The organism is Paenibacillus sp. FSL E2-0178 (genome assembly GCF_038593005.1).
Classification (GTDB): domain Bacteria; phylum Bacillota; class Bacilli; order Paenibacillales; family Paenibacillaceae; genus Paenibacillus_AQ; species Paenibacillus_AQ phytohabitans.
The window spans coordinates 4,880,613-4,900,971 of sequence record NZ_CP151953.1; the positions used below are offsets into that span (position 1 = coordinate 4,880,613).

The window sequence follows — 20,359 nt, forward strand, 5'->3', positions numbered from 1 at the left end:
TAAAGTAACTCTTAGAGGAATGGATATATTAACCGGGAGGCTGTTTGTAATGAGACAAGAGTTAATTGCGCAATTGAATGCTTGGCATGAGGAAGATGAATTCGAACAAATTGTATCCCGCATCAAAGAGGTTCCTACCCCGCTGATTGATGATGAGCTGGCGGTTCATCTGGGCCGGGCGCTCAATAATCTGGGACGTTATAAGGAAGCGCTTAAATGGTTCAACAAGACTGCCGACAAAGGCAAAAAAGATCCGCTGTGGCATTTCCGCGTCGGTTACGCGCATTATTATCTGGACCAGTACGATGAGGCGATCAAGGCTTTTGAGAAGGCCCATAAGCTGGACCCTGAGGATCAGGACATTATTGAGTTCCTGGAATGGAGCCGGAATGAAGCGGGCGTGCAGGACGGTTCTGATGATCCTGAGGATTCTGGGGATGCTGAGGATTCGGCCGAAGAAGCGGACGGTAACTCGGATTCTAAGGATGCTGAGGATACTAAGCGCTAGGCTGAGAGGGGCTGGAGAGCTTGAAGCTATCGGTATTTTACAATCATATTGTGAAGGCAAGCGAGCAGAGCGGCCTGCCGCTTACGGATGTACTGGACAAAGTGCATGCCTATGGCATAGAGGCGGTAGAGCTTGATCTGGAAGAGGCGCTGACCGGTACTGAGGCGATGAAACAAAGGCTGGATGCAGCGGGGATCTCCGTGGCGTCGATGTATGCTTTTTTTGACTTCGGGAATCAGCCTGCACCGGAGCCGGGGTATGCATTCATTGATACAGCAGCCTATTTGGGAGCCGGCAAGGTACTGGTTATTCCGGGCTTCACCGAAGAGACGGCCACCCCGGAGGCGCGGGGCCAGGCTCTTCAGAGCATGGCTGCTGCGCTGAATGCCATTTGTGATTACGCGGAGCGTAAGGGCATCCGTGTAACGATGGAGGACTTCGACGATATCCGGGCGCCGTTCTCGTCGGCGGACGAGCTGCTCTGGTTCCTGGAGCAGGTGCCTAAGCTGGCAATCACGTTCGACACGGGGAACTTCATCTACCGTGGTGAGGATGAACTGGAAGCGTTCGCGAAGCTGAAGGACCGGATAATCCATGTCCACTGCAAGGACCGGTCGCTGGAAGACAACGGCGGGGAGCCCAGAATCAGCGCAAGCGGGATTCCGCTGTATCCGTCCCCTGTAGGCTCAGGCTGCATCCGGATCGCCGAGGTGCTCCGGCTGCTGAAGGCAGAGGGATACGCAGATACGCTGGCCATCGAGCATTTTGATGCTGTAGACCAGCTGGGTTATATGGAGCAGTCGGCGGCGTGGCTGCGCTCCATGCTGGATTAGGAACAAGACAATCTTACAATCGGGGTGAAATGGATGCCATACCGTACTGTCGCAAGGAAGTAGTTATCGGGCTGGGTTGAACGCGTACCAGCCATCAAGGGGGCAGTCTGCCTTTTTGATCACATGATAACTATAACCTTGGACGGTGCCAGGCATTCATTTTTAGAGCCGGGACACTGAGTTATTCAACGTAAGGACCACACTGCATATGCAGGGGGTTCATTAGCGTTGGGTGGCGAAGCGTGGTCCCGGCTTTTTTTATACACTTATTAAGATTGGGGATTGTAATTATGCTGCGAAAATGTCTTGTCCACCTCAAGGGGTGGATTGCTCTGTATATCCTTCTTGGTTTCGCCATTCAGTTCTTAAGCAGTCTGGGCATAGTGGTCTTTCAGAAGATTCTCGATCAGGCGGTGGATGGAACGGTCTTCAGCGAAATCACACATTGGATTGTTATCTACGGGGTGCTGCTGGGCGCGAATGTACTTCTGAATTATGCGGATGAATATCCGGGCGCCCATCTGTCAAACAGCATCACGGAAAGGCTGAAGATCCTGGCCTTGTCCAAAATCTCCAGAATGGATTATACCGCCTATCAGAATATGGGCACAGGCCAGATGATCAAGGTAATTGAGAACGGCGCGGCGGCCGGGAACAGCATTCTGTTTACTTTTATTCTGGGGACACTGCATGAGCTGCTGCCTACCATCCTCTTCAGCTTGTTCTTCATCAGCTATTATGACCTCAGAATCATGCTGGTGATTGCGGGCGGGTATGTGGTGATCTTCGTGATCACGAATGTGCTGCTGAAATACCTCTACCGGATTAAAGCGGCTGTGCTTAAGGAGCAGGAGTCCATGTCCCGCTATTCAATCCGCGGATTCATGGAGCTGGTTGTGTTCCGGACCAATAAGAAGTATGCGCAGGAGATCAGCAGATTGAACGAGACCGCACGGCAGATTATTCACAAAAGCGCTCAGCTGCAGATGATCCATGAGTCTTTTTTTGCCTTATTCGAATCGTTCATTACGGTCATTAAAGTGATTGTCCTGCTCTATGGAGTGAAGAATGTGGTGTCCGGGCAGGCCTCGGTCGGGGTGATGGTGGCCTTGTTCATGTTCATTGAGAAAATATATACGCCGATTGCCGTCTTCAACGTGTTATTCGTCGGCTACAAGCTGAACAGGGTGACCTATCAGCGGTTCGGTGAATTCCTGAATGCCCGGGAGGATGCTAATCTGGAGAAGGGGAAGACAGTAGCCCGGCTGCAGGGCGATCTTGAATTCAGGGACGTGTCCTTCGGCTACGGGGAGGTTCAGGTGCTGGACCGGTTGTCCTTCTCCATCACGCACGGAACCTCGGTCGCACTGGTTGGCTTAAGCGGAAGCGGAAAGTCGACGGTTATTAAGCTGATTACGGGCCTGCTGAAGAAAAGCGGCGGCAAGCTGCTGGTGGACGGCACGGATATCGATGAGCTGAGCCTGAACAGCTACTATGATCATATCTCTTATCTGTCGCAGGACAGTCCGATATTCGATACCACGATCAGGGGGAATATGGTGTTTGACCAGGAGGTGCCCGATGAGGAGCTGTATGCGGTTCTGGACAAGGTTCATCTGAGGGAGAAGGTGCTGGAGCTGCCGGAGAAGCTGGAGACGATGGTGGGTGAGCGGGGCCTGAAGTTGTCGGGGGGTGAGCGGCAGCGGCTGGCTTTTGCCCGGGCGCTCCTGCAGAAGCGGAATCTGATCATCCTCGATGAACCGGTCTCGGCGCTGGATAATATTACGGAGAAAAGCCTGATGGAAACGGTGTTTGCGGAGTTCAGGAACAAGACGGTCATTATTATCGCGCACCGGCTGAATTTCATCAGCGGAGTAGATCAGATTCTGGTGATGGAGCAGGGAAAGCTGGTAGGGGAGGGGGATTTCGATTCCCTGATCCGCAGCTGTGATGCCTTCAGAACGCTGTGGAATAACGGCAGGGGGCAAACGGATTAAATCATCTTTTACCTTGTCGACATTCTTTCGCTTGTACTATGCTGGGGTACAGACAGGACTTGAAAGCGGGGCCACCTAAATGAATATAACGTTAGCTGCGATGAGGCTTGAAACAGAGCGTTTGATCATCCGTCCTTATATTGAAAGTGATCTTGGCGCCTCCTTCGCGCTGATGCAGAATCCGGAGGTGCTAACCTTCATGCATATGGAGGTCATGCAGCGGCATGAATACGAAGGCTTGTTCCGCTGGCTGATGTTCAGCTATCATACGCCGTTTGAACTGCCGTTCAAATATTCGTTTGCGGTTTGCAGCAAGGCAACCGGACAGCTGATCGGCTGGTGCGGCCTTGGTGTACTGGATTTCAGCGCACCGGATACCGAGCTGTATTATCTGATCGGGCGTGAGCATTGGGGCCGGGGGTATGCTACTGAGGCCGCCCGGGCGCTCACCGCTTATGCCTTCAATGTAATCGGGCTGGACCGGTTATATGCCAAGGCAGATCCGCGGAACACAGCGTCGCTCGGAGTATTCCAGAAGCTGGGCTTCCGGTTTGAACGGGAGCTGGCCGGACTAACCGGCGATTATGAGGACTGCAACGGTGAGCTGCTGCATGTGCTGGAAAGGTTGCGGTTTGCTGGGCGTGGGCGGCTTGGCAGTTGAAGATAACCCTAGGATGAGCGGAGATGTACGGAAGACGAGTAGAAGATGAGCGGCCCGGCGGGGCAAGATGAGTGGAAGAAGATGGGGTTCAAGAATAACGGCTTTGCCGTCCTTTTACAGGACAGCAAAGCCGTTTCCACTTACATAGATAAGAATGTATATGCTTCGGACTAGAGAGAACGAACGGGACAAGCTCGGATGCTATGAGGACCGGAGATAGTTGGATATTGTCCACTTGCTGATGAACGATAGAACCCTGCTCCAATAACAGTTGGACAAACAGCACTTAAATCCTCCCGTTTCACCCACAGTAGCTAAACCTAACAATATTAGATGTTGTTTTTCCACTTGCTTCGGTCGATCCCTCAGAAACAGGTAAATTAAGATACCTTTTTCCACTTGTTGCTCTCACAGCAATATTACGTACGCGGATTTACCCGTACCTGTGCGCCTTTGCCGCTGGTCTGAATTCCGGTGGTTTTGCTTCCGGCCTCCTTCAGATCTGCCAGCAGACGCTCCAGGACTGCCTTCGCGGCGGCCGCTTCCTTCGCACCGGAAGACTTCACGACCAGCTGCACCGGCTTGCCGGAGCGCAGATGCTTGTCCGCCTGGCGCAGCTTCGTGTCGTAGTCATGCTCTTCAATATGGGCGGTGAAGCGCAGCTCCTTCACCTTCTCATTGCCGCCTCCGCCGCCTTGCGGACGGCTGGTATCGCCCTTGCGGGCCGCTTGCGCAGCGGCTTTGCCTTTGCCCTTGGCGACCAGGCTGCAGGGTGGCGGACTGCTCATCAGCGAGGTGCAGACCAGATCGGCTCCTGCGGATCTGGCCATAGCCAGCGCCTCGTCTCTGGATACGGTGCCGAGCTTCTGGCCCTTCAGCCCGGTAAGCTCGACCTCGGCTGCTCTAATCTGTTCATTAATAAGTACGGCCACGGAAATGAATCCTCCCTTTTCGGATATGATATAGCTATCATATATGGAAGCCGGCCGGGCTTCAATTCCGGAGTGCATGATCTTTCATTCAAAGTTGAGCCGCTTGTGCAAAGCGGTTATACTCAGTGAAACGCAGGAAGTTCAGCGCGGGAGCGCCGGGGTCCTAAATTTTTGTTGAATGGGGGATGGCAATTGAATGACACAGCTGACGATAAGCAGTTAATTCTGCTTATTGCACAGAAAGACTCGAATGCCCTCGAACTGCTCTATGACCGGTATGAACGGGTAATCTATAGCTTTGCTTACCAGATCGTGAAGGATTCGATGGCCGCCGAAGAAGTAATGCAGGAACTGTTCCTGCGGGTATGGAAGAATGCGGAGCAGATTGATTTCGGCAGGGGCAAGCTGCTCACCTGGATGTTCGCGGTTACGCGCAATCTGGCGATTGATCATCTCCGCAAACGCAGCTCCCGGCTGCCGCAGCAATCTGCAGACTCCGGGAATCTGGATATGATTCAGGACCATACAGCGCTCACCGAGGATCTCGTTGAGCTGCAGATGGCCGGGGAACAGATCAGGGACGCGCTGCTGGGGCTCAGCCGGGATCAGCAGCAGGTGATGGATATGATTTATTATCAGGGCTATACCCAGCAGGAAGTAGCGAACCTTGCGGCAATTCCGCTGGGGACGGTCAAAGGAAGGGTCCGATTGGCAATGAAGCAGCTGCACAAATCATTACGGCACTGGGGAAGGAGGGATCATGCGCATGAGTGAACATAAGGATGATCTCTGTGAACTGGCCGAATTATATGTTCTGGGCGCACTGACGGCAGAAGAGACAGCGCAGTTCGCTGCCCATGCAGAAGCCTGCAGTGAATGCAAGGAGCTGGTAAGTGAATACCGGCAGGTACTGGACCATCTTCCCCTTGCTTCCGAGCCCGCAGAGCCGCCTTCCGGAATGAAGGATCGGATATTATCACGGGTATTAGAGTCAGGGCATGTAAGTACGTCAGCCCCTCAGCCGAAGACCAGCCTCAATATTCAGCCTGCGGCAGAACGCACCATTGAGCGTGAGTCCGTTAAGGTGGCGCCTATAGAACAGGGCCTGCCCAAGGCGAGAATCCCGGAGCCTAGAAAAATCCGCTTCTGGGGTTACTTAAGCCTCGGGCTGGCTGTCGCCGTGCTGCTGCTGATTGTCTATACCGGCCAGCTGCGCGGGGATGTAGACCAGCTGCAGCGGCAGATTGCCTCCGGCACCGGGCCCTTGCAGGGGCTTAAGGTGAATGAGACGGTGGCGCTTAGCCCGTCGGGAGAGGCTGTTTCGGCCAAGGGTGTAGCGACCATTGTCACTGATACATCCGGGACCCACCTCGTAATCCAGGCGGAGGATCTGCCGGAGCTTACAGGCACAGAGGTCTATCAGGTATGGCTGATCAAAGGGGATACGCCGCAGAATGCGGGCACCTTCATCTCACAGGACGGAAACGGGGCACTCTATTATTCGTTTGATCCGAAGGCCTACGATACCGTGGCAATTACGCTGGAGCCGGATGACGGGGGAGACGCCCCGCGGGGACAGATCATTCTGGCTGCGCCGATTAAGCAGGGGTAGCAGCTGGATTCAGCAATGCCGATATTGGCGGGAACCTAATGTATATTGAAGAACAGCCGGGAGGGTTCTCCCGGCTGTTTTTTTCTCATCAAATTCTAATCTCCCTGCAAAGTCTTTCTCATCAAGGATGGTTTACCCTAAGGGTAATCACATGAACTGGAGGAGAGAGAATATGAGAATGACTTGGAAACGGCTAATCACAAGCGCCTCGCTGGCGGCGGTATTAATGTACATGGGCATAGCGGATGAAGGGGCCGCCGGTGCGCGGCCGCTGGCTGAGGCGGACTTTGAATCCGCGCCAGCACAGGCCTCGGTGTCAGCTCCGGCGGCGGCAGTCTCTCTGCAGACAGCGGGGAAGAAGACGGGGACGGGCTACTCTTTTGACAAAGGCATTACCCGCATCAGCCTGCCGGCCGGCACGCAAAGTGTCTCTATTGCCAACACGAACGGAACCATCGAAATTAAGCAGGGCAATGTCAAGGAGATGGAGGTCCATATGACCGTGACCGTCCATCAGGCAACCGCGGATGAGGCGAAGGCCGTAGCGGACAAGGCGGGGATGAAGGTAAGCAAAGGGGCTGATCTGGAGATTAGAACCTACAGCGAGTCTTATGGCAATTGGCGATATCCAAGCCTTGATCTGACGGTTACACTGCCGCAGGGCATGAAGGCCGAGCTTCAGGCAGAGACGGAGAACGGCAATCTTTCTTTGTCAAAAGTTTCTAGTACAGGTAGAATTGAGTTAGCGGCTGTGAACGGAAATATATCTGCTTCCGGCATAGGCAATGCGCTCAAATTACATACGGTGAATGGCAATGTGCAGGTCTCTGAAGCGAAGGGCCGCGTAGAAGTCACACTTACCAACGGCAACGTGAAGGCGGAGCAAATTGCCGGAGCCTTGACCCTGAAGGCCACAAACGGCAATGTGTCGGTGAAGGACGCATTGGCTGCTGTAGAAGCGGTCACCGTAGCCGGGAACATTCATGTGAAGAGCCGGAAGGTCGGCGGAGACTGGAAGGTAACTACAGCGGTAGGGGACGTAGAGCTGGCCTGGCCGGGGGATGCGGGAGTCGTGGTCGATGCCGAATCCGCTTTTGAAGAGATTGAAACGGACTTCCCGCTGACAGTGAAGAATCACCGGGCCAGCGGGAAGCTGGGCGCAGGTACGTATCAGATCCGCGCCAAGTCTATGGCCGGGTTATCGCTAATGCAGAACTGATCTTGCGAAGAGGTGGACGAGAGGTTGAAGGAACGCGTATTGGTTATTGAGGATGAGCCTGCCATGATCCGCCTGCTGGAGCTGGAGCTGTCCTATGAAGGTTATGACATTACGGTTGCGTGCGATGGTATTACGGGTGCCGGACAAGCGCTGGGGGAGCATTTTGACATCATTCTGCTCGATTTGAATCTGCCGGGCATCAGCGGAATAGAAGTATGCAAGCGGGTACGCGCGGTGAAGCAGACTCCAATTATTATGCTGACTGCCAGGGACACGGTCAGTGACCGGGTACGGGGACTGGACACCGGGGCGGATGATTATGTGCCGAAGCCCTTCGCCATCGAAGAGCTGCTGGCCCGCATGCGTTCCCTGCAGCGCAGGCTGCACGCCGCAGAAGCCGGGGATGAAGTCCTGCATGCCAAGGATCTGATACTGGACAGGGCTGCGCACCGGGTCAGCCGCGCCGGGCGCGAGATTGAATGCTCACAGCGCGAATTCGAGCTGCTGCACTGCCTGCTGGTCCATAAGAACCGGCTGATGAACCGTGAGGCACTGCTGAACCTGGTCTGGGGCTACTCGTATGAAGGCGAGACGAATGTGGTGGATGTCTATATCCGGTATGTGCGCATGAAGGTGGATGAAGGCTACAGCGAGAAGCTGATCCATACAGTCCGTGGCAGCGGATATATTCTGAGAGACTGAGGTGAGTGAATGAAGCCATGGACGTTCTCCCGTAAAGTCAGCGCTTCGATTGCACTCACTGCACTGGCCGTTACGGCGGTGGTCAGCGGATTTGTCTATATTACCTTCAAGCATTGGACAGACAGCCAGGAGACCCGGCTGCTGGATGCCAAGCTTAGACAGTTTGAGCTGCGGGTCGGTGAGGTGGAGTTCCTGCCGTCCCTGCTTCAGCCCGGTTTGGGCAAAGGAAGCGGTGCAGCGGCTTTTTTGAAGCCGGATTTCTCGGTGTTTGCCCCTGAGCTGGATAAAGGCCAGGTTCTGCAAATGCTGGATGCACGCGGGCGTGTGCTCGCAGAAGCGGGCGAAGGTGAACCGGCGCCCGGCTCAGATGTCTACAGCGCAGAGAAGGAGCTGTCCTTGCCCGTATATGGCCTTGTCAGGCTGCAGCTTACGGACAGCGGGCAATCACGCAGCGCCACCGCCGAGAAGGAGGTGGGCAGACTGCTGCTGCTGGGACTGCTGCTGGCTGCCGGAATGGCTGTGCTTGCAGGGGGAATCGTCTCCCGGTCAGCGCTGAAGCCGATTCGCAGCATGATTGGCGAAGTGCGCAGCATCGGGACGAACAGCCTGTCCCGGCGGCTGCATGTCCCTGCTGCCCAGGATGAGCTGCAGCAATTGGGCGAGACCTTCAACGGGTTCCTGCATAAGCTGGAGGTCTCCTTCGATCAGCAGCGCCGCTTCATTGCCGATGCTTCCCATGAGCTTAAGACACCGCTGGCCATTATTGAAGGCCATACGCATATGATCCAGCGGTGGGGCAGGCAGTCACCGGAGGTGCTGGATGAGTCGCTGGCGTTCATGATGGATGAGACGCGGAGGATGAAGCAGCTGATCTCCCAGCTGCTGCTGCTTGCGGAAGCAGAGGCGGAGGCGCTGGCCCCGGAGGGCGGAGATGAAGAAGCCTGCAATCTGAAGTCTGTGCTGAACGAACTGCTGCCTCAGACTGTTCATGTTAATCCGGGGGTGCAGCTTGACTATGACGGCGGCCCCGGTGAACAGGCGCTGCCCATGCGGATGCCTGGCAGCGCCTGCTATCAGGTGCTCCGCAACATCGTGGAGAATGCGCTGAAATATACGCCTGAAGGCGGGGCGGTAACGATCGGGCATTCCCGTTCAGACGACGGGAAGGTGATCCTGACCGTAGCCGATACAGGAATCGGAATATCTGCTGAGCAGCTGCCGCATATCTTCGAGCGCTTCTACCGTACGGAAGCTTCACGCAACCGCTCGCAGGGCGGCTCGGGCCTGGGACTGGCCATTGCCAAGGCAATCATGGAGCGGTATGGCGGCTCCATCGCCATCGACAGCACGCCGGGACAAGGTACAACTGTAACGCTGACGTTCATAGGGTCATAAGTAGATTTAATCCGGCGTAACTTACGGTATCCGGATGGATTGAAGAGCTGAGGGGGAAGTTATGTATGCAGAGGAAGGTGCTGATTTTCACCATATTGCTACTAATCGGTGGCGTTCTTTTTTGCACTATGTATAGCTTCCCCAAAGCGATTGACACCAGCTATCCGGCGGTTGAATTCAGAACCGGCGACGCATCATCCGCGCAAAAAACTACGGTACATATTAAAGGCAGCCTTCACCGACCTTTATTCCGCAATCAGGTGTTCCATGGGCGTATCACAGTTGAGAAATATGATTACAGCAAATACGAGATGGCCGATATTGTATTTTACCCGGAGATAAGAAATGGTTGGGGGAACATCACCTATTATGATTGGAAGCCAAGCGGGTTTGCTTTCGGCTCTATTTGGAAAAAAGGCAGCTTTGACAGTGTTAAGATTCTCCTTTACGAGCCCATTGGTCCGGAAACGGGCGGCGGTATGATTAAGAATCTGCAAATTATAGCGCCGGCGGAGGATTATGAATCTGCAGCAGAGCTGAGTGCTAAGGTCTATTCAACGAATCAATAACCTGATTTAGCAGAATGAATTATAATATTCCTTGACGGGAATATTCCTATTCGGGTATATTGTAAGTGTACACCACCAATAAATAATACAAGCTTTACTAAAGGAACATCAGAATAATGGACACAACGACATTTAGCGCACTTGCCGAACCCACCCGCCTGCGGATGGTAGAGATTCTAAAGGACGGGCCGCTGAGCGTAGGCGATATTGCTGAGCGGCTGGAGCTGCGGCAGCCTCAGGCTTCGAAGCATTTGCGCGTACTGCTGGAAGCCGGACTGGTTGAGGTAGAGGCGGCGGCGAACCGCCGGAATTACAGGCTGCGTACAGAGCCGCTGGAGGCATTGGATGCTTGGCTGGAGGCCTACCGTAAGCTGTGGAGTGAACGCTTCGACAATCTGGATGATTATCTCCGGAAGCTGCAATCCAAAGACAATTCATGATTATCAGGAGGGATTAGGAATGTCCAGCAAAATGATTTCGAGAGTAGAAGGTCTTGAACTGGTTCTTGAACGTGTATTCGATGCACCGCGTGAGCTTGTATTCAAAGTATTCTCCGAGGCTGAGCATCTGAAGCAGTGGTGGGGCCCGCGCGGCTGGATTGTTCCCTTCTGCAGCGTTGATTTTCGTCCGGGCGGCGTCTGGCACTACTGTATGAAATGTGTGGATGAGAAGCAGGGCGACTTCTTCGGCATGGAATCCTGGGGCAAAGGGGTCTACCATGAGATCACCGACGGCGAGAGTTTTGTCTATACCGATTACTTCTCGGATGCCGAAGGCAACGAAACCGAAGGTATGCCGTCCACGCTGGTCAGCATGTTCTTTGAAGAATACGATGGGAAGACGAAGCTGGTGAGCCGGTCGAAATACGATTCCGCGGAAGCGCTCAAGACGGTGATGGATATGGGGATGGAGCAGGGGATTACCGAAACCTGGGACCGCCTCGAGGAGCATCTGCAAGCGATTCAGTAACCGGACGGGCAGCGGAGCAGATAAGTGTAGTAAGAGTGATAATACGAAGAGGCTGTTTCCTTGCCGGATGTTGGCGGGGGATGGTCTCTTTTTTGTGAAAATACGCATTTATATATTTGGGGTATATCCCAAACCTATGTTTAGACCCGTCCATTCAGGGTGAATGGGTAATAGCGATTTAACTGACTGTAAGCAGTCCGGCAGCGATCGGGTACGGGCTTATTTGCAGTGTCACATGGGGAGGCCGAAGGCATGGATGAGGAGTTGCTGGCACAGCTGAAACGCTGGCATGATGAAAATGAGTATCAGCAGATTGTGGACCGCATTCAGGAGATTCCGCCGGATGCAAGAGATTATGAGACTATCAGCCAGTTGGCCAGAGCCTATAACAACCTGGAACATTACGGGGAGGCACTGGAGCAGCTGCTCAGTATTGCAGGGGAGGGCAGGAATGATCCGCTGTGGCATTTTCGCATAGGATATTCCTATTATTATCTGAAGCAATATGAACAGGCAATCCATGCGTTTGAGCGTGCTGATCAATTAGATCCCGGAGACGGGGATACCGTAATGCTGCTGAAGTGGAGCCGGAGCGGCGAACAGCGGGAGAAGCGGGAGCAGGCAAGGCGTGCCGCAGCGCTGCGTGTCTCCAATGCACAGGGGGATGCGGACGGAAGAGACCTGAACGCTTTCATCGAATACTGCGCGGATTTCTGGGAGGACAGCGACTATGCCCGGAAGGAGTATGTGTCGGCGCCGCCCAGTGACGAACTGATTACTTCTGTGGAGCAGGAGCTGGGCTATAAGCTGCCGTCCTCTTACATCGCGATGATGAAGCAGCAGAACGGCGGGATTCCCCGTAACACCTGCTTCCCGGTGGAGGAATCCACCTCCTGGGCTGAAGATCATATCGCAATCTCGGGAATTGCCGGTATCGGCCGGGACCAAAGCTATGCCCTCTGCGGCGATCTCGGCAGCCAGTTCATGATCGAGGAGTGGGGATACCCCGATATTGGAGTGGTTATTGGGGACTGTCCGTCTGCAGGCCACGATGTGGTGATGCTGGATTACCGTTACTGCGGGCCGGAGGGAGAACCCGAGGTCATTCATGTGGACCAGGAGAACAACTATGAAATTACGTTCCTGGCCAAGGATTATGAGACCTTCATCCGCGGGCTGGTGAGCGAGGAGGTCTATGATACATCGGAGGAAGATAAGCAGGACGATCTGCGGAAGGTAGCCACCGGGCAATTCTCTCCTCTGCTTCAGGAGCTATGCGATAAAGCCACCGGAGTGGATAACATAGATGGGATCATCCGCGGCATCTGTACCGCCATCGTTGAAGAGAAGGGCCATTTCTCTCTTCATGCGGACGAACGCTCGGCCTTGATGTATGATCTGCAGTTCTGGCTGTACACCAGCGCCTATCCGCAGACGAACCGTGACCAATATCTTGAGGTCTATTCGAAAATAATCGCGTTCGGCGGCGAATTCAGCACAGGCGGATACGCCCCGGGCTTCATCTCCGACTGGCTGGATGAACGGGTGCGGCAGGGAATGATCGTGGAGAGTGAGGGAGCGCTGCGGTTCACGGATATAGCAGAGGAACAATTGCTTGCGAAGCTGAAGGAGGCAGAAGCCACGGAAGCTGTGGATGTTAAGCCTTTTATTATAGTAGAGCAGGAGAATGGCGGAAAATCTGTGATTCTGAACGTAGGCAGCTACAAGGCCGAAGTGTTTGCTGCGCGGGAAGAGGAGGGATTCGAAGGCAATGGATATGACTGGGGCTCTCTGGCTGCGGTATTCCTGGAGGAACAGATGCCTGAACTGGCCGGAATCATCCGGTTTGACCCGGAGGCCGGTATGTTCTGCGCGTACTCCTCCGATGGAGCTGCGGTCATAGCCTTCGCCTCCGCATTCAAGCGGGCTTGTGAGGACGACGTATTGATCCGGGATCTATTCTCGCGTGCGGAGCTGGATTAGAGCGGATAAAGGAAAGGGGACTGCCTTATTAGGGCGGTCCCTGTTTTATGTTGGCGGGTGGATTGAAGGGGTTAAGCGAGTCCCGCCAGCCAAGGGGATAGAAGGATGACATCGCTTGTATTGATAGACTGGCCTGTTGTGAATCCGGAGAGGTTCTGCGATCTGAAATTAATCGGCGGGGAGACCAGCCCGGATGTTCCGGTGCTTCGTCCTCCGAGGTTAGAGCCGTTGATCAGGTTGAAGACGGCAAGCTGATACGTGATATCCCCTGAAAGTGTCAGAGATGCCGTCAGCGGGAGAATAAATATTCCTGCCCGTAATGAGGTCGCTACAGTGGTTACTCCAATAACTGTAGACTGGGAGGAGCTGGTCGGCTGCAGGACAGCCATCTGGAACACACCTGTAGAGCCTAATTGCGTAACATAAGCTGCAAGTCTGTTAATCGTGATCTGCTGCCCGCTGAAGGCGAGTGCCCCGATGGCCTGATTGTTGCCGCCGCTCGCATTAAAGGGGATTTGGGCATTGAGATCCCCGATCTTCAAAGTCTCAATGAATGCCGAGCCTGCTCCTGCTATCCCTGGTGAGCCCGCCAGACCGGGCGCTCCCGGTGCACCTGCCGGTCCTGTCGCTCCTGCTGCGCCAGTTGCGCCAGTGGCACCTGTAGGACCAGGCAAGCCGGCAGTTCCCGGCAAGCCCATAAGGCCCATGGCTCCCGGAGCCCCGGTAGCCCCAGTTGCTCCCGTGGCCCCGGTTATGCCTTCGAGGCCCATTAAGCCCATGGCTCCCATTGCACCCATCAGCCCAATATCGCCCATGGCTCCAATATTGCCCATAAGCCCGATGCTGCCCATCGCGCCGGTCGCGCCGGTCACACCCATGAGCCCAATCGAGCCCATGAGCCCGATGCTGCCCATCGCACCCGTCGCTCCGGTCACGCCCATGGCTCCAATGTTGCCCATGAGCCCGATGCTGCCCATCGCACCAGTCGCCCCGGTCACGCCCATCGCGCCAATGTTGCCCATAAGCCCGATGCTGCCCATCGCGCCCATCGCGCCCATCGCGCCCGTCGCCCCGGTTGCGCCCATAGCGCCAATGGTGCCCATGAGCCCGATGCTGCCCATCGCGCCCGTCGCTCCGGTCACGCCCATGGCTCCAATGTTGCCCATGAGCCCGATGCTGCCCATCGCGCCCGTCGCTCCGGTCACGCCCATGGCTCCAATGTTGCCCATAAGCCCAATGCTGCCCATCGCGCCCGTCGCTCCGGTCACGCCCATGGCTCCAATGTTGCCCATGAGCCCGATGCTGCCCATCGCGCCGGTCGCCCCGGTCACGCCCATGGCTCCAATGTTGCCCATGAGCCCGATGCTGCCCATCGCGCCTGTTGCTCCGGTCACGCCCATGGCTCCAATGTTGCCCATAAGCCCGATGCTGCCCATCGCGCCCGTCGCGCCGGTTCCGCCCATAGCACCAATCGAGCCCATGAGTCCGATGTTGCCCATCGCGCCCGTCGCCCCGGTCACGCCCATGGCTCCAATGGTGCCGCTAAGTCCGATGTTGCCCATCGCACCTGTTGCCCCGGTAGCTCCCATCACCCCAATGCTGCCCATGAGTCCGATCGTGCCCATTGCACCTGTCGTCCCCGTTGCGCCAGTCGCTCCAACATTGCCCATCAGTCCAATGCTGCCCATCACTCCGGTCGCGCCAGTCGCGCCCATAACGCCTATACTGCCCATGAGTCCTACAGCGCCAGTGGCTCCCTGCATCCCCATTGCAGCCATGTTTTGCATGAGTTCCATCATGCTCATTGGCCCTGGTGAAGCTGCTGTCTCACTAGGCGGACACTTAGCACTCCGTGAGGCAGGATTCCCTTTGGCGCTGCGCTTCCCATTTAGAATCCTGCTTTTTTTCAGGTGCTTATTATATTTATACATTGTGTTGCTATAGAGCCGAAGCTTTATCCGTTTTCTTTTGATTCGCTGCAGCTTGAGCTTCCTATTCTTATCTACATCCGACTTATTCATGCTATCCCACCTTCTGCCGGTCAGGTTTATACATAACCACTCGGGCTTCTGTATAACGTATGAGGGCTAGTGTGGAATGGAGTAGACGTATGCCTCGTGGATTCCGGTTTCTTTTTACAATGGTGCAATCGCTTTGAATTCCTCCTGCCTGCAACCGGCAACACCATCCAGGACAGCACCTACTCCGGAATCTTCATCGAAGAACCGGCACCGAATATCTCGGTGACCTATGCTTTGAACAACATCATTAACGCCAGGACTTATGGCGTGTGTATCCAAGGCTCCGCTACCGGTACTTCGGTGTTCAACAGCAATACCGTGAACGGCGCGCCTTCCGGGAAGTTCCTGAATACTTCAACGGGCTTCACAGTGTCGGGGGCGGGGAATAACTGGTAGGTGGGAAAAGGAAAAGAGCCTCCAAGATAGAAGAGGATAAGATTACAGCAAATGATAATTGAGATAGAGATTGAGAGTGCTGCCCCCAGATAATCGGGAGATTATTTGGGGGTGTTTGATGTGTTTGATTTACACGCAGCGCGGGATGTATAGGCATAATCAGGGCTGAAGGGTCAATGATTAAACTTGCTTAACAAGAGCAGAGTAACTCCAATTATGAACAGAATGGCGGCAAGGACTCTTACCATTATAAAATACGAGCCCGAAGGTTCCCGGTCCGACTTCCACCCCTGTAAGAACTTCCACGATCTCTTGGGAAATATGGTTATAAATAGAGTGCCAATAACCCATAATGCCAGAAATATAGTGGATATTGCTGAGAAAATAATCATTCCGTCAGGTGAACCCATAGTTTTCCTCTTTTCTAGAAAGCAATTATAAACAAGCAAACCGGAGTGTGTCTGTGTTTCAGGGGACCGATGTAGCGGAATAATTCCTCTAACGATAGTTGCTGTCCCCTCGTTCAACCCCGCCTATATAACTGTAATGAAGTGATGCTACTTCCGCCAGTTGTTCCTGGGTCCATCCTTTGGCTTTTCGAAGCTCACGTAGCCGACTTCCTACACTTTCTGGTAAATTCATGGGCTCACCTCAGGGTATGCTCAATCCTCAAAAGCTCTCCGTACCTCTCTAACAATCCTATTCAAAGTACTTATTTGCTTAACACTTAACTCACCAACAGTAACAGCATACTCATCAATGGCTCTCCGCTGCGCAGCTTCTGCCTCGCTCAAGTCATCCTTATTCTGAAATAAATCTGCGGGTTGGATTTTTAGTGCTGTCACGATTTTCTCCAGTGTATCAATCGAAAAATTCCGTTCGCCACGTTCTACGGCCCCTATGTATGCATCATCCAAGTCGGAGAGTTCAGCTAACTGTTGTTGTGTTAGTCCTTTTGCTTTTCTTATAGCACGAATTCGATCTCCGGCAGTATTCCGTAAGTCTGTCATAGTAATCACCTTTTCCAAAGGTTAAGAGGGCAAAATACTACTAGCGGAGAAGAAACCCATTATCGATATTAAGCGGGGAGTTATAATCTTTGTAGCATTTTTAAAGGTCGTGCTTCTTTTCTTCCCAATCCAAAACCGACTTTAGTACACTAAGCGCCATCTCCTGGTCTACTGATGGACGTTCAATAAGTAAATCTACAATCTGACTAATTGCATCCTTTTGCTTCATGGGTCCAATGTAACGGAACAATTCCTCCAACGATATATCCAGACCTCCAACTACTTTTTCCAAAGTCTCAAGCGTAAGGTTCTTCTCTCCACGTTCTACTTGTCCCACATAATTCGTATGTAAACCTGACCGTTCTGCAAGCTGCTCTTGCGAAAGGTTTATTTCTTTGCGTACTCTTCGAATACGTTCTCCAATTCTTTGTACAAGCTCGGACTTGGATTCATCTGGCATTTTGGCTCACCTCATGGAGTAGATATTTCTTATTTAGTATTCTTTTCTCCAGAGATATCCAGTGTAACAATCACTTCCCGATTAATCTTTGTCAGTGCTGCTATTTCCTCTGTACTCCTGCCACTAATCAGAGTCATATGTTCATCTAAGGCCTTACGGCGGTCGGTATCATCCTCGAAACGGAAAATTTCTTCAGCGGGAATTTGAAAGGCAGCTATTATTTTCTCCAGTGTCTCCAAAGAAATATTGCGGTCCCCTCGTTCAACTCCGCCGATATAACTGTAATGAAGTGATGCTGCTTCCGCCAGTTGTTCTTGAGTCCATCCTTTTGCTTTTCGAAGCTCACGTATCCGACTTCCTACACTTTCTGGTAAATTCATGGGATCACCTCCACTTAAGGTTAGAAGAGGTCAGCTAACCATTACAGATAATCAAAACCAAATCAATTTATAGATAAATAGTACTCAAAAGTACTATTTATATTGACCAAATATATATTCAACTATACAATTAACTAAAAATGGATAAAAAGGAGGCCCCACCCGTGCGCCCTTCCATTCTGAAATCACTGAATCCGGAGATTATCATGGAAATGATAGAAATGGCTTACCGCTTCGAGGAATGGGACAAGATGCTGGATGCTGCCGGAATTCTGTACAGCTATGCGCAGTGCGTCTATGAGGAGCGTCAGTATTATAAGGCCAAGAAGCTTCCGGTACCCATTCTGGATACAGTGCGTCCGCTGGTCTATTACTTCGGGTTCAGTCATCTAATGCGGGGCATTGCCTATCAGAAGCAGGAGAAGTATGGTGAGGCCAGGGAGACTATATACCGCTATGCCGAGCTTGGCTGGATGGAGGACTTGGGGCTGGAGGGGCAGGCGATTGCCGAGGAGTTCAGAGGTCTGGCGCGTGCCAATCTGTATATGGTGGAGATTCTGTCCGGAAGAATAGAATTTCTAGAGGGGTATACCCGGTTCTTGCAGGATAATCCAGAGGAGCTGCTTCCAGGTCTCGGTGTAATTTTACAGGCTGCGGTTCAGTATGGGCTTGATGTCGATGATCTGCTGTATAGATTCGCGGAACAGAGCGCCGGGTTTGGAGAGTATGAGGATGCAGATAATATCGTACAGTATTACTGCTATTGTTATCACTTGGCCTTATATTGTAAGCGAAGGGGCAGAGCGCCGGAAGCGCTGGACTGGACGCTGCAATCTTTAAGGCTGGCCCACCAGTCCAGGCATGACGGCAACTTCAAACGCTGCCCTGGCGTTGTTCGAATCACTGCGTGAGGAAGTGACGATAGAAGAGGAGCGGCGGTATCATGAGGTACTGGCAGCGTGTCTGGGACAGGTTGTTATGGAGCTTCCAGAACTCCCGCATGCGGGAGTCTAGGATCAGACCGTCTTCTTCTTCTGCACAAGAAAGATCAGCCCGCCAACCAAAAACCCGCTGATTACCCCGGCTAAGATGGACTTAAGGATACTGATTATAATATCTGTAGCCGTGCTGTCAGGAGTTGCCGTCAGATTCACAATGAACAGCAGGCTGAACAGAACAGATGTAATCAGAAAAGATTTTGAGGTGACAAATCGCTTCATGGTTCTCCTCCATTTCAGGTGCAAGCCTTTTTGATTCAGTTCTAATATTACCATAATTATCCTACAAAACCACGACATACAGCTGTCCGGGTTCCACCGTTATACTGGGCTTATCTCAGAGGACAAGGGGCGAACAAGCGAACATGGGCGAAATCATCAGGCATGATGTGAACAAGGATTATGCGTATTCAGGTTTTGTGGAAGCGGGGGATTTCATCTTCCTCAGCTTCTGTGTAGGCAATGTAGGCGGAACGGTGGAAGAGCAGGTAGAGGGTGCGCTGAATGATATGAGGGACCGCCTGGGGCAGGTGGGCCTTACGCTAACAGATGTGGTGAAGATGGATATTCTGCTGCGGGATATTTGGGATATTCCGGTCATGGAAGAGGTGTTCAAGCGCAGATTCCAAGGCAAGTATCCGGCACGCAAAACCATCTCCACCGAGTTCGCGCATATCGGCGGCCCGGATGGACTTAAGGTTCAGATCGACGGTATCGCGTATAGACCGCGTAAGGCGGAGTAAAGTGCCCGCTGCCAGGAAGAACATGTACTCTGGGATGCCTGCCGCGTAAGTGAGTGCAGCAGCCGGAGGCTTGGCTGGCCGTCTACACTGGGTTATAGTAGAGGGACATATTCACCGGGCAGAGGAGCGAACAGGAATGATAGCATTGATCTTGGCTGCGGGGTACGCGACCCGCCTGTATCCGTTAACCAAAGACACACCGAAGCCGCTGCTGCCGGTTCAAGGGAGCCGGACGATTCTGGATCTGCTAATCGGCCGCCTGGAGGTGCTGGAGGACATCACGGAGATTCTCATTGTGACGAATGACCGTTTCTTTCATGCTTTTGGGCAGTGGCATCAGCAGTATCGGGGATCGAAGCCGATCCGTATTCTGAATGACGGCACTTCCTCCCCGGAAGGACGTTTAGGTGCAATTGGCGATATCCAATATGTGCTGGAGCGGGAGCAGATGCAGGATGATCTGCTGGTACTGGCAGGAGACAATGTGCTCGGATTCGGCCTGGAAGGGTATTTGAACTATTTTCATAAAATAGATAGGGACTGTATTCTGGTCCGTAACGTGGACAATATAGAAGAGCTTCGCAGTGTCGGTGTAGCCGAGCTGGACGCAGAGATGCGGGTCCTGTCGCTGGAGGAGAAGCCGCAGGAGCCGCGTTCGAGCATCGGCGTATTTGCCCTCTATATCTACAAGCGGACTACGCTGCCGCTGATTTCCCGCTATCTTGCTGAGGGAGGCAACCCGGATGCGCCGAGTTATTTCCCGGAGTGGCTGCATTCCCGCCAGGAGATGCGGGCCTATTATACGGAGGGGACGATCGATGATGTCGGTACCCCGGAGGCGTATGCGGAGATGCGGGCCAGACTGGGCGCAGGCGAGGATAAGGCATCTTACTGAACTTAATAGCAGAAGAAATGGCTGTCCAGGACGCAAGCAATCGGTCCCAGACAGCCATTTCTGCATTCAGCGGCTC

Annotated in this window: 25 protein-coding genes and 1 pseudogene; 19 read left to right on the forward strand and 7 right to left on the reverse strand. The window is 53.4% G+C overall.

What is annotated here, in order from left to right; all coding sequences use genetic code 11:
* Positions 1 to 49: 49 nt before the first annotated feature.
* The 5 genes from MHI42_RS21230 (at position 50) to MHI42_RS21250 (ending at position 4,173) form a co-directional block, all read left to right on the forward strand.
* Entirely contained in the window at positions 50 to 508 is a 459-nt protein-coding gene (locus MHI42_RS21230) for a tetratricopeptide repeat protein (RefSeq protein ID WP_342420564.1), read from the forward strand.
* A gap of 20 nt (positions 509 to 528) precedes the next feature.
* Positions 529 to 1,341, forward strand: coding sequence for a sugar phosphate isomerase/epimerase family protein (locus MHI42_RS21235; RefSeq protein ID WP_342420565.1), 813 nt, complete (start codon positions 529 to 531; stop codon positions 1,339 to 1,341).
* 290 nt (positions 1,342 to 1,631) lie between these two features.
* Entirely contained in the window at positions 1,632 to 3,338 is a 1,707-nt protein-coding gene (locus MHI42_RS21240) for an ABC transporter ATP-binding protein (protein WP_342420566.1), read from the forward strand.
* Between the two features lie 79 nt (positions 3,339 to 3,417).
* Positions 3,418 to 3,999, forward strand: a complete 582-nt coding sequence (locus tag MHI42_RS21245; RefSeq protein WP_342420567.1) for a GNAT family N-acetyltransferase — start codon at positions 3,418 to 3,420, stop codon at positions 3,997 to 3,999.
* A 45-nt stretch (positions 4,000 to 4,044) separates the two neighbouring features.
* Positions 4,045 to 4,173 (forward strand): hypothetical protein, encoded by a 129-nt coding sequence (locus MHI42_RS21250; protein ID WP_342420568.1) that lies wholly within the window; start codon positions 4,045 to 4,047, stop codon positions 4,171 to 4,173.
* A 245-nt stretch (positions 4,174 to 4,418) separates the two neighbouring features.
* On the opposite strand, the gene infC is transcribed toward MHI42_RS21250, so the two are convergent.
* Complete coding sequence (gene infC / locus MHI42_RS21255) at positions 4,419 to 4,931, reverse strand: translation initiation factor IF-3 (protein ID WP_342420569.1); 513 nt, start codon at positions 4,929 to 4,931, stop codon at positions 4,419 to 4,421.
* Positions 4,932 to 5,123: 192 nt separating this feature from the next.
* On the opposite strand from infC, the gene MHI42_RS21260 reads away from it, so the two are divergent.
* From MHI42_RS21260 to MHI42_RS21300, 9 genes are all read left to right on the forward strand, one after another.
* Positions 5,124 to 5,705 (forward strand): sigma-70 family RNA polymerase sigma factor, encoded by a 582-nt coding sequence (locus MHI42_RS21260; protein WP_171717676.1) that lies wholly within the window; start codon positions 5,124 to 5,126, stop codon positions 5,703 to 5,705.
* Positions 5,698 to 6,543 (forward strand): anti-sigma factor, encoded by an 846-nt coding sequence (locus MHI42_RS21265; RefSeq protein ID WP_342420570.1) that lies wholly within the window; start codon positions 5,698 to 5,700, stop codon positions 6,541 to 6,543. The genes MHI42_RS21260 and MHI42_RS21265 overlap by 8 nt, the downstream gene beginning before the upstream one ends.
* A 172-nt stretch (positions 6,544 to 6,715) precedes the next feature.
* On the forward strand, positions 6,716 to 7,762 hold the full coding sequence (locus MHI42_RS21270; RefSeq protein ID WP_342420571.1) for a DUF4097 family beta strand repeat-containing protein: 1,047 nt from the start codon (positions 6,716 to 6,718) through the stop codon (positions 7,760 to 7,762).
* Positions 7,763 to 7,786: 24 nt separating this feature from the next.
* Positions 7,787 to 8,464 carry a response regulator transcription factor gene (locus tag MHI42_RS21275; protein ID WP_171717673.1) on the forward strand — a complete coding sequence of 226 codons (678 nt, stop codon included), beginning with the start codon at positions 7,787 to 7,789 and terminating at the stop codon, positions 8,462 to 8,464.
* Positions 8,465 to 8,473: 9 nt separating this feature from the next.
* Complete coding sequence (locus tag MHI42_RS21280; protein WP_342420572.1) at positions 8,474 to 9,859, forward strand: HAMP domain-containing sensor histidine kinase; 1,386 nt, start codon at positions 8,474 to 8,476, stop codon at positions 9,857 to 9,859.
* A 65-nt stretch (positions 9,860 to 9,924) separates the two neighbouring features.
* A complete protein-coding gene (locus tag MHI42_RS21285) occupies positions 9,925 to 10,428 on the forward strand; it encodes a hypothetical protein (RefSeq protein WP_342420573.1) in 504 nt (167 codons plus the stop codon).
* A gap of 116 nt (positions 10,429 to 10,544) precedes the next feature.
* Positions 10,545 to 10,868 (forward strand): metalloregulator ArsR/SmtB family transcription factor, encoded by a 324-nt coding sequence (locus MHI42_RS21290; protein ID WP_342420574.1) that lies wholly within the window; start codon positions 10,545 to 10,547, stop codon positions 10,866 to 10,868.
* Positions 10,869 to 10,887: 19 nt separating this feature from the next.
* Complete coding sequence (locus tag MHI42_RS21295) at positions 10,888 to 11,397, forward strand: SRPBCC domain-containing protein (protein ID WP_042140480.1); 510 nt, start codon at positions 10,888 to 10,890, stop codon at positions 11,395 to 11,397.
* A 252-nt stretch (positions 11,398 to 11,649) separates the two neighbouring features.
* Positions 11,650 to 13,380, forward strand: coding sequence for an Imm51 family immunity protein (locus MHI42_RS21300; protein WP_342420575.1), 1,731 nt, complete (start codon positions 11,650 to 11,652; stop codon positions 13,378 to 13,380).
* A 71-nt stretch (positions 13,381 to 13,451) separates the two neighbouring features.
* Here the strand turns inward: MHI42_RS21300 and MHI42_RS21305 are convergent, their stop codons facing one another.
* Positions 13,452 to 15,179, reverse strand: a complete 1,728-nt coding sequence (locus tag MHI42_RS21305) for a hypothetical protein (protein WP_342420576.1) — start codon at positions 15,177 to 15,179, stop codon at positions 13,452 to 13,454.
* 291 nt (positions 15,180 to 15,470) lie between these two features.
* Here MHI42_RS21305 and MHI42_RS21310 point away from each other — a divergent pair, with 291 nt between their 5' ends.
* A complete protein-coding gene (locus MHI42_RS21310) occupies positions 15,471 to 15,797 on the forward strand; it encodes a hypothetical protein (RefSeq protein WP_342420577.1) in 327 nt (108 codons plus the stop codon).
* Positions 15,798 to 16,310: 513 nt separating this feature from the next.
* Here the strand turns inward: MHI42_RS21310 and MHI42_RS21315 are convergent.
* The 4 genes and pseudogenes from MHI42_RS21315 to MHI42_RS21330 form a co-directional block, all read right to left on the reverse strand.
* Positions 16,311 to 16,439: pseudogene (locus MHI42_RS21315) on the reverse strand (helix-turn-helix transcriptional regulator); the annotation flags it as partial.
* A 20-nt stretch (positions 16,440 to 16,459) separates the two neighbouring features.
* A complete protein-coding gene (locus tag MHI42_RS21320; protein ID WP_342420578.1) occupies positions 16,460 to 16,807 on the reverse strand; it encodes a helix-turn-helix transcriptional regulator in 348 nt (115 codons plus the stop codon).
* Between the two features lie 100 nt (positions 16,808 to 16,907).
* The gene (locus tag MHI42_RS21325) at positions 16,908 to 17,267 is read right to left on the reverse strand and encodes a helix-turn-helix transcriptional regulator (RefSeq protein WP_342420579.1); all 360 of its coding nucleotides are present in this window, start codon (positions 17,265 to 17,267) and stop codon (positions 16,908 to 16,910) included.
* A gap of 29 nt (positions 17,268 to 17,296) precedes the next feature.
* Positions 17,297 to 17,647, reverse strand: a complete 351-nt coding sequence (locus MHI42_RS21330; RefSeq protein ID WP_342420580.1) for a helix-turn-helix transcriptional regulator — start codon at positions 17,645 to 17,647, stop codon at positions 17,297 to 17,299.
* A 164-nt stretch (positions 17,648 to 17,811) separates the two neighbouring features.
* Here MHI42_RS21330 and MHI42_RS21335 point away from each other — a divergent pair, with 164 nt between their 5' ends.
* A complete protein-coding gene (locus MHI42_RS21335) occupies positions 17,812 to 18,558 on the forward strand; it encodes a DNA-binding protein (RefSeq protein WP_342420581.1) in 747 nt (248 codons plus the stop codon).
* Positions 18,539 to 18,661, forward strand: coding sequence for a hypothetical protein (locus tag MHI42_RS21340; protein ID WP_342420582.1), 123 nt, complete (start codon positions 18,539 to 18,541; stop codon positions 18,659 to 18,661). The genes MHI42_RS21335 and MHI42_RS21340 overlap by 20 nt, the downstream gene beginning before the upstream one ends.
* A 2-nt stretch (positions 18,662 to 18,663) precedes the next feature.
* Here MHI42_RS21340 and MHI42_RS21345 read toward each other — a convergent pair whose 3' ends face one another.
* Positions 18,664 to 18,867, reverse strand: a complete 204-nt coding sequence (locus MHI42_RS21345) for a hypothetical protein (protein ID WP_342420583.1) — start codon at positions 18,865 to 18,867, stop codon at positions 18,664 to 18,666.
* A gap of 143 nt (positions 18,868 to 19,010) precedes the next feature.
* Here MHI42_RS21345 and MHI42_RS21350 point away from each other — a divergent pair, with 143 nt between their 5' ends.
* Both MHI42_RS21350 and MHI42_RS21355 read left to right on the forward strand, forming a co-directional pair.
* Positions 19,011 to 19,388, forward strand: a complete 378-nt coding sequence (locus MHI42_RS21350) for a RidA family protein (RefSeq protein WP_342420584.1) — start codon at positions 19,011 to 19,013, stop codon at positions 19,386 to 19,388.
* 136 nt (positions 19,389 to 19,524) lie between these two features.
* Positions 19,525 to 20,283, forward strand: a complete 759-nt coding sequence (locus MHI42_RS21355) for a sugar phosphate nucleotidyltransferase (protein WP_342420585.1) — start codon at positions 19,525 to 19,527, stop codon at positions 20,281 to 20,283.
* Positions 20,284 to 20,359: the final 76 nt, after the last annotated feature.